The 5,285-nt window shown below is 45.8% G+C and carries 6 protein-coding genes; 5 read left to right on the forward strand and 1 reads right to left on the reverse strand.

The window, feature by feature from the left end; all coding sequences use genetic code 11:
* Nucleotides 1-103: 103 nt before the first annotated feature.
* The 3 genes from O9332_RS19490 (at nucleotide 104) to O9332_RS19500 (ending at nucleotide 2,526) form a co-directional block, all read left to right on the forward strand.
* Nucleotides 104-469 (forward strand): collagen-like triple helix repeat-containing protein, encoded by a 366-nt coding sequence (locus tag O9332_RS19490; RefSeq protein ID WP_288026988.1) that lies wholly within the window; start codon nucleotides 104-106, stop codon nucleotides 467-469.
* 77 nt (nucleotides 470-546) lie between these two features.
* Nucleotides 547-1,638, forward strand: a complete 1,092-nt coding sequence (locus tag O9332_RS19495) for a hypothetical protein (protein WP_002757664.1) — start codon at nucleotides 547-549, stop codon at nucleotides 1,636-1,638.
* Between the two features lie 24 nt (nucleotides 1,639-1,662).
* Nucleotides 1,663-2,526 carry a hypothetical protein gene (locus O9332_RS19500; protein ID WP_288026990.1) on the forward strand — a complete coding sequence of 288 codons (864 nt, stop codon included), beginning with the start codon at nucleotides 1,663-1,665 and terminating at the stop codon, nucleotides 2,524-2,526.
* A gap of 18 nt (nucleotides 2,527-2,544) precedes the next feature.
* Here O9332_RS19500 and O9332_RS19505 read toward each other — a convergent pair whose 3' ends face one another.
* Nucleotides 2,545-3,177 (reverse strand): Uma2 family endonuclease, encoded by a 633-nt coding sequence (locus tag O9332_RS19505; protein WP_288026992.1) that lies wholly within the window; start codon nucleotides 3,175-3,177, stop codon nucleotides 2,545-2,547.
* Between the two features lie 52 nt (nucleotides 3,178-3,229).
* On the opposite strand from O9332_RS19505, the gene O9332_RS19510 reads away from it, so the two are divergent.
* Together O9332_RS19510 and O9332_RS19515 are read left to right on the forward strand one after the other, a co-directional pair.
* Complete coding sequence (locus O9332_RS19510; protein WP_288026994.1) at nucleotides 3,230-4,231, forward strand: DUF4438 domain-containing protein; 1,002 nt, start codon at nucleotides 3,230-3,232, stop codon at nucleotides 4,229-4,231.
* Between the two features lie 302 nt (nucleotides 4,232-4,533).
* Entirely contained in the window at nucleotides 4,534-5,010 is a 477-nt protein-coding gene (locus O9332_RS19515) for a response regulator transcription factor (RefSeq protein WP_223212958.1), read from the forward strand.
* The last annotated feature ends 275 nt before the right edge of the window (nucleotides 5,011-5,285 follow it).

Consider the following 5,285-nt stretch of genomic DNA (forward strand, 5'->3'; position numbering starts at 1 on the left):
AACCCTTACACAGAAAGACATTGCTTCGATTTTGGCTAATTGTTTTCTATCTAGAACGAGCTAATCAATTGAGTCTCTTGCCCTATAAGGATTTAGTCGATTTATGCCCCCTGATCGAATCATACCAAGTAACGAAGAACCGGATTTGATTAGAAAAGTAGAGACTCAACTCTTTGATCGCGTCGGTCATGAATGGGTTTTAAGGCTTCGGGGACCGAAAGGGGACAGGGGAGAAAAAGGGGAAAAAGGTGAGCGAGGAGAACAGGGACCGCCTGGACAAGTTCCCGATCTCGACGGGATTCTTAAGCGCCTGACAGGTCTTGAAACCAGACTGGAAGAGTTAAACAAACTCAAACCCAAACTAAATCTCATCCTCTATCTTTTCCCCATAGCAGGTTTCATCTTGCTCTCAATCATCCTAATTGCGACCGGACAGAACGGCTACTTTTGGAAGGAGTTTATACCATGAATAACCCTTGGCAGCTTTCAAAGCTTGTAACTGAAAACAAAAACTTTACAAACTTAAGTCATTGAAGGAATCCAACCATGACCTACAACACCACAGAAACCATTCAACGCTTGTGGGCAACCTTTTTGAGAGATCAATTAGGAGCGATGCCCCCGGAAGAGCGCCAACAGTACGAACAGCAACTGGAAGACCGTTTCGGTGAACTACTCAAGGGGGCGGCCGACGGTTCCAGTAGTCCCGATAGTTTCCTCGATTTAATGGGATTTGGACCCAAAGGACCGATTCCCTTCGAGAACGTTTCCTATCCCTATATCCAGCCAGATTTCGATGATTCCGTCGTTCCTAGTCAACTCCACGCCGCCGCCGAACTGTACTATATCTACCAACACGAACGGATGAAAGTTTTTCAAGTCATCCAAGTGCTGCAGCGTCTGTTTAGAGAGGGACGGATGCGGATTCAACGGGGACCGGGGGCGCGAGGTCTATATTTACTTGACAAATGGAAACCTTTGCGCTATACGATCCGCGATCGGATGATGGCCTATCGTCGCGCCTTTAACTACGGTAATGCCCAACCAGCTTCGGGGGCGATCATTAACCGCAATTTTCACCGGCAATTAGTCGGGTTTATGGTAGCCGTTGCCCAATATTTCCGGGATTTATTGATCGGGGAAGTAATTCGCGGTGGCACTCTCATTGAACAGCGACCCTTTGGCAGTATCGGCACGGTTCAACGCATCGGCTTGGATCTGCGCTATGCTCTCGATCGCTCCACCTACGGTAACATTTTGGCCCTGACGATGGAAACCGGACATTATCTCAATACCGTTCTCAACCTTTTGGATGCACCCGATATCAAAAAAGCCTTCGATGCCAATACCAAATGGGATGTGATCGAAATCGTCTCCAATCGCTATCTGGGGGGTATTGCCGAACCTTCCCAACGGGCAAAAATGGCGGAAAGCGGTCGTCGGATTCTGCAATTTGTCGCCGATAACGACTTTAAAACCGCCCTCGACCCGATTTTATTCCAATCGGAACTCAGACCCATGGGCCCCCATTCGGAAGCTTGGTTGGCTGCCTATCGCATGACTCCCGAAGGCCGGGCCTTTCCGGGGGTAACTCCGGCGCTACGCAGTGTTATCGGTTCGGAGTCTGCTGGGGTGTAACGCTATTATTTTAGAGGTGTCCCGATGAGTGCCACTCTTTTGCCCGATTTCTCCATTAACCTCAATCAACGCCGTTGGTCTTGTGTCCTCGATCCCAACCTAGCCTTATCGGATTATGGTCTGCTCCTGGTCAAACAATTAGGACGATTTCTCGAATTATGGATAGCGCGAGAATTTTGGCATCTAATTGATAATAGCGATGTTTTCGATCGCTGGCGGCCTTGGCTAGAAGCGTCCCCAGAGAAGGGCAATTGCCCATCCCTTCTTACTCCGGAACTTTCTTCTCAAACCCGTCGCACTTTGCGGGAATGGGAAAGACTGCGACTAGAGACGGATTTAGGTAATCATCATCTATTTTGGATCGGCGATGGGCTTGGTGAATCCCTTTTGCCCAAAGAAACCGACAGCAGTTTAGTCAGTCGTTGGGAATGGTTAGCCCGCAGTTTGGATAGACAAATTCACACTGATCTGCTCGGCTATGCTTTCCGAGATGCGATCGCTTTGAGTGCCGCCTTGGGGTCGGCCTTTATCCTAACCCATCGCTCCCCGGAAGATCGGGCCCGCAACTTACCCCCAGTAATCTGTTCTACCTTGGAGAGTTGGGGCATCAACTGTCAGGAAATTGACCAACAAGATGCGATCGCTGCTTTGGAACGGGAACAATTACGCCAGTTATTCATCCAGTCTGGAGTCTCCAAATTGCTCTGGATGGGGTTCCACCCAGTGGTTCTGCATTTAGTGGTTCCGGAAGCAATCAGGATCGCTCCTCCTCCCAGTTGGTGCGAAGATATTTCTGCGAGCGAATTGGAATTAGAAGACTGGTCAGAAACTAGGGGAGAAAAATTTGATTTTTGGCAGGGTGCAAGGGGATTTTGGTATGAGATTTAACGTTGAAAAACCTTCCTTTTATTTTTCCAGCTGACTTCTTACCCAATTCCGAAATGCTTTTACTAACTCTAGGTAATCTGTCTGGCCAGCTTGTTGTAAAAATATAGCAATTTCTAAGATGGGTAAATTAGGAAAAAACTGACTTGTTGGGGAGGTGATATAAGTGCCATTTTGTAATTGTTGGATAACCAGAGATTCCCCATTATAAACCCAAACCTCTGCCACGCCTAGATCTGCATAAACCTGAAGGCGATTTTGAGAACTGCTGGTGACATCAATTTCTATGACTAAATCTGGTGCAGGGTCTTCATTGAAGTCCAGTCGCTTTTTCCCCCGAACCGCCTCAATATTATCAATGTAAAAACATTCATCCGGTTCTGCACCACTCAATTTAGGGCGTTTAAAGGTGGTAGAACCAAGGGGATAAATCGGGACTGCTGATTCTTCCGCTAGGGTTTCGACAAAGCGACCGATGAGGGTTTTACTAAATTCGTGTTCTGGGGAAGGAGCCATGATTTCTAAATTGCCACGATTGTAGGTCAGCCGCAGACGGCGATCGCTCATTTCTTCTAGCAGCGTTTCGTAGGTTTCCCAGCTAATCCCGGACAGGTGAATTATTTCAGCCGGTGGTGCGAGCAGTGTTGCAGTCATAGATTCAAGCAAAAATCCCATGCTTCCATTTTAGAATACTGATAACTGATATATGAATAATTCACGACCAGATAGTGCCAATTCTCTGCGTATTAACCAACCAGACTTAGTAATGGTGGCCGTTGCCGGTCAAATTGCCCATCCGGTCGGTCAGGCTAATCCCTATCGCATCGGTCATGATGGCATACCCCGAATCCTTCCGGCCACTGGGGGAATTGTCCTCAATCAACGGGTTGGCGATCGCTGTGTGGGTTTAATGGGGGATCATATTGAGCCGGGGGTGGCTCTCCATAATAATAGTCGGGAAATTATCGGCAGTCGTCGCGGCCCGAATCTTGCCCTGATTACCTATGCTTGTTTGGGCAATCGCGCTAGGGTGATTACTGGACCTGCCACGGGTCAATCGGGTCTGGTGACGGGAAAACATGGCGGAGTGGACCATGTTTTGGTAGATTTTCCCCCTGCGGTTTTGCGTCGCCTACGGATCGGCGATCGAGTGCAAATCTATAGTTATGGTTTGGGGTTAAAATTATTAGACTATCCGGATCTGCGTTTATTTAACTGTTCCCCCGATTTTCTGCGACGTTGGGGTTTAATTCCTGGCGACCGCACTTTACAAGTACCCGTGACTCATTTTGTCCCTGCTGCTGCTATGGGTTCGGGATTGGGCAAAAATACAGTCTGGCGTGGTGATTATGATATCCAGCTATTCGATCCGCAACTTCGCCGCCGCTATCGTCTTGATACTCTTCGATTTGGCGATTTGGTTGCCATTGGCTCGGCGGATACCCGTCACGGTCCTAGTTACCGTCAAGGTCGGATTACTTTCGGGATTATCGTCCATGGCGATAGTACGGTCAGTGGTCATGGTCCTGGGGTTATGCCTTTACTAACGGGTTCCTGCCAACGTTTACAACCTCTCTACGATAGCAGGGCTAATTTTGCCGCTCTGTTTAATTTGCGATCGCTACCCCCCGCCCAAGTCTATTCTCCTCTGGTCAATTTTTCTGGTATTACCCCTCGGTCTGGGGAAGTTTCTGTTAGTCGCACTTAATTTTTTATGGTTGAGCTAGAAACTCAATTATTGTTAAGTTTTTCTAATTTCTTGGCAAGTTTTTCTGGAAAATTTTACAATGATCTCTTATAGCAAATCAAGCTTCGTCTTAATTAAAACCTCGATTTTTCCCCTAATCTACATTCCCAAATTAAATGTTAAGATTAGCCCAATTATTGGCAGAAATATATTACTGTAATCTTGACAAGACCGTCTTGCACCTACTTTTATTGATTGTTTCCTATTTTTCAGATAGACGAAGCTTTTATTTAGCCAGAAAACAAGTTAGGAGAGAAAAGACAATGAATAACCAGCATCAGCAAAATCTTGGCTCTTTGTTCACCGATGTGTCCTATCAAGTAGTTTCAGAAATTTATAAGCACGATCATCACTACTATATCATCCATCTAAAGGAAGATCAGGAAAAAAATTATTTAAAAGAATTAAAAAAATCTTTTGTTGAGGTGGATCAATTTGAAGTCAACGGTCAATATTTTATTATTCTCGATGTATCCGGTCAAATTAAATCTTCTGCCCAAGAAATCGCCCAACTTCTCTCGGAAAGAGAACTACAAATTGCCACCCTAGTGGCCCTGGGACAGGCTAATAAACAGATAGCCCATCGCTTACATATTAGTGAATGGACTGTTGCCAGCTATTTACGGCGAATTTTTGCCAAATTAGGGGTAGATAGTCGTGCTGCTATGGTCTTCCGTTGTGCCGCTCTCATTCAACTGTTGCAATCAGATTTCGATGTTCAGGAATTAGCAACTATTTAATTGGCTAGGGCTTGCTGAGTAAATCTAAAAACCTTGTTGGATAAGGCTTTTAGACTTTTTTGACCTCAAAAAGTCCCGACCCTTGCAGTGATTGAGGGGAAAATTCCGGGACTTTTTGCCTGAAAATTAGGTAACTGTAGTTTAGACTAAAAAATTTGCCTAAAAATAATCCAGCCTTATGAAAATAGCTGAAATCAAAAATCTTGAAGCAAAAAGTAGAGTTAGGATGCTTTTGTTGCCGATTTTTTAGGGGTTGAATGTCGTTTTTTCACAGT

The organism is Microcystis sp. LE19-10.1B (assembly GCF_027530565.1).
In the GTDB taxonomy this organism is placed as follows: domain Bacteria; phylum Cyanobacteriota; class Cyanobacteriia; order Cyanobacteriales; family Microcystaceae; genus Microcystis; species Microcystis aeruginosa.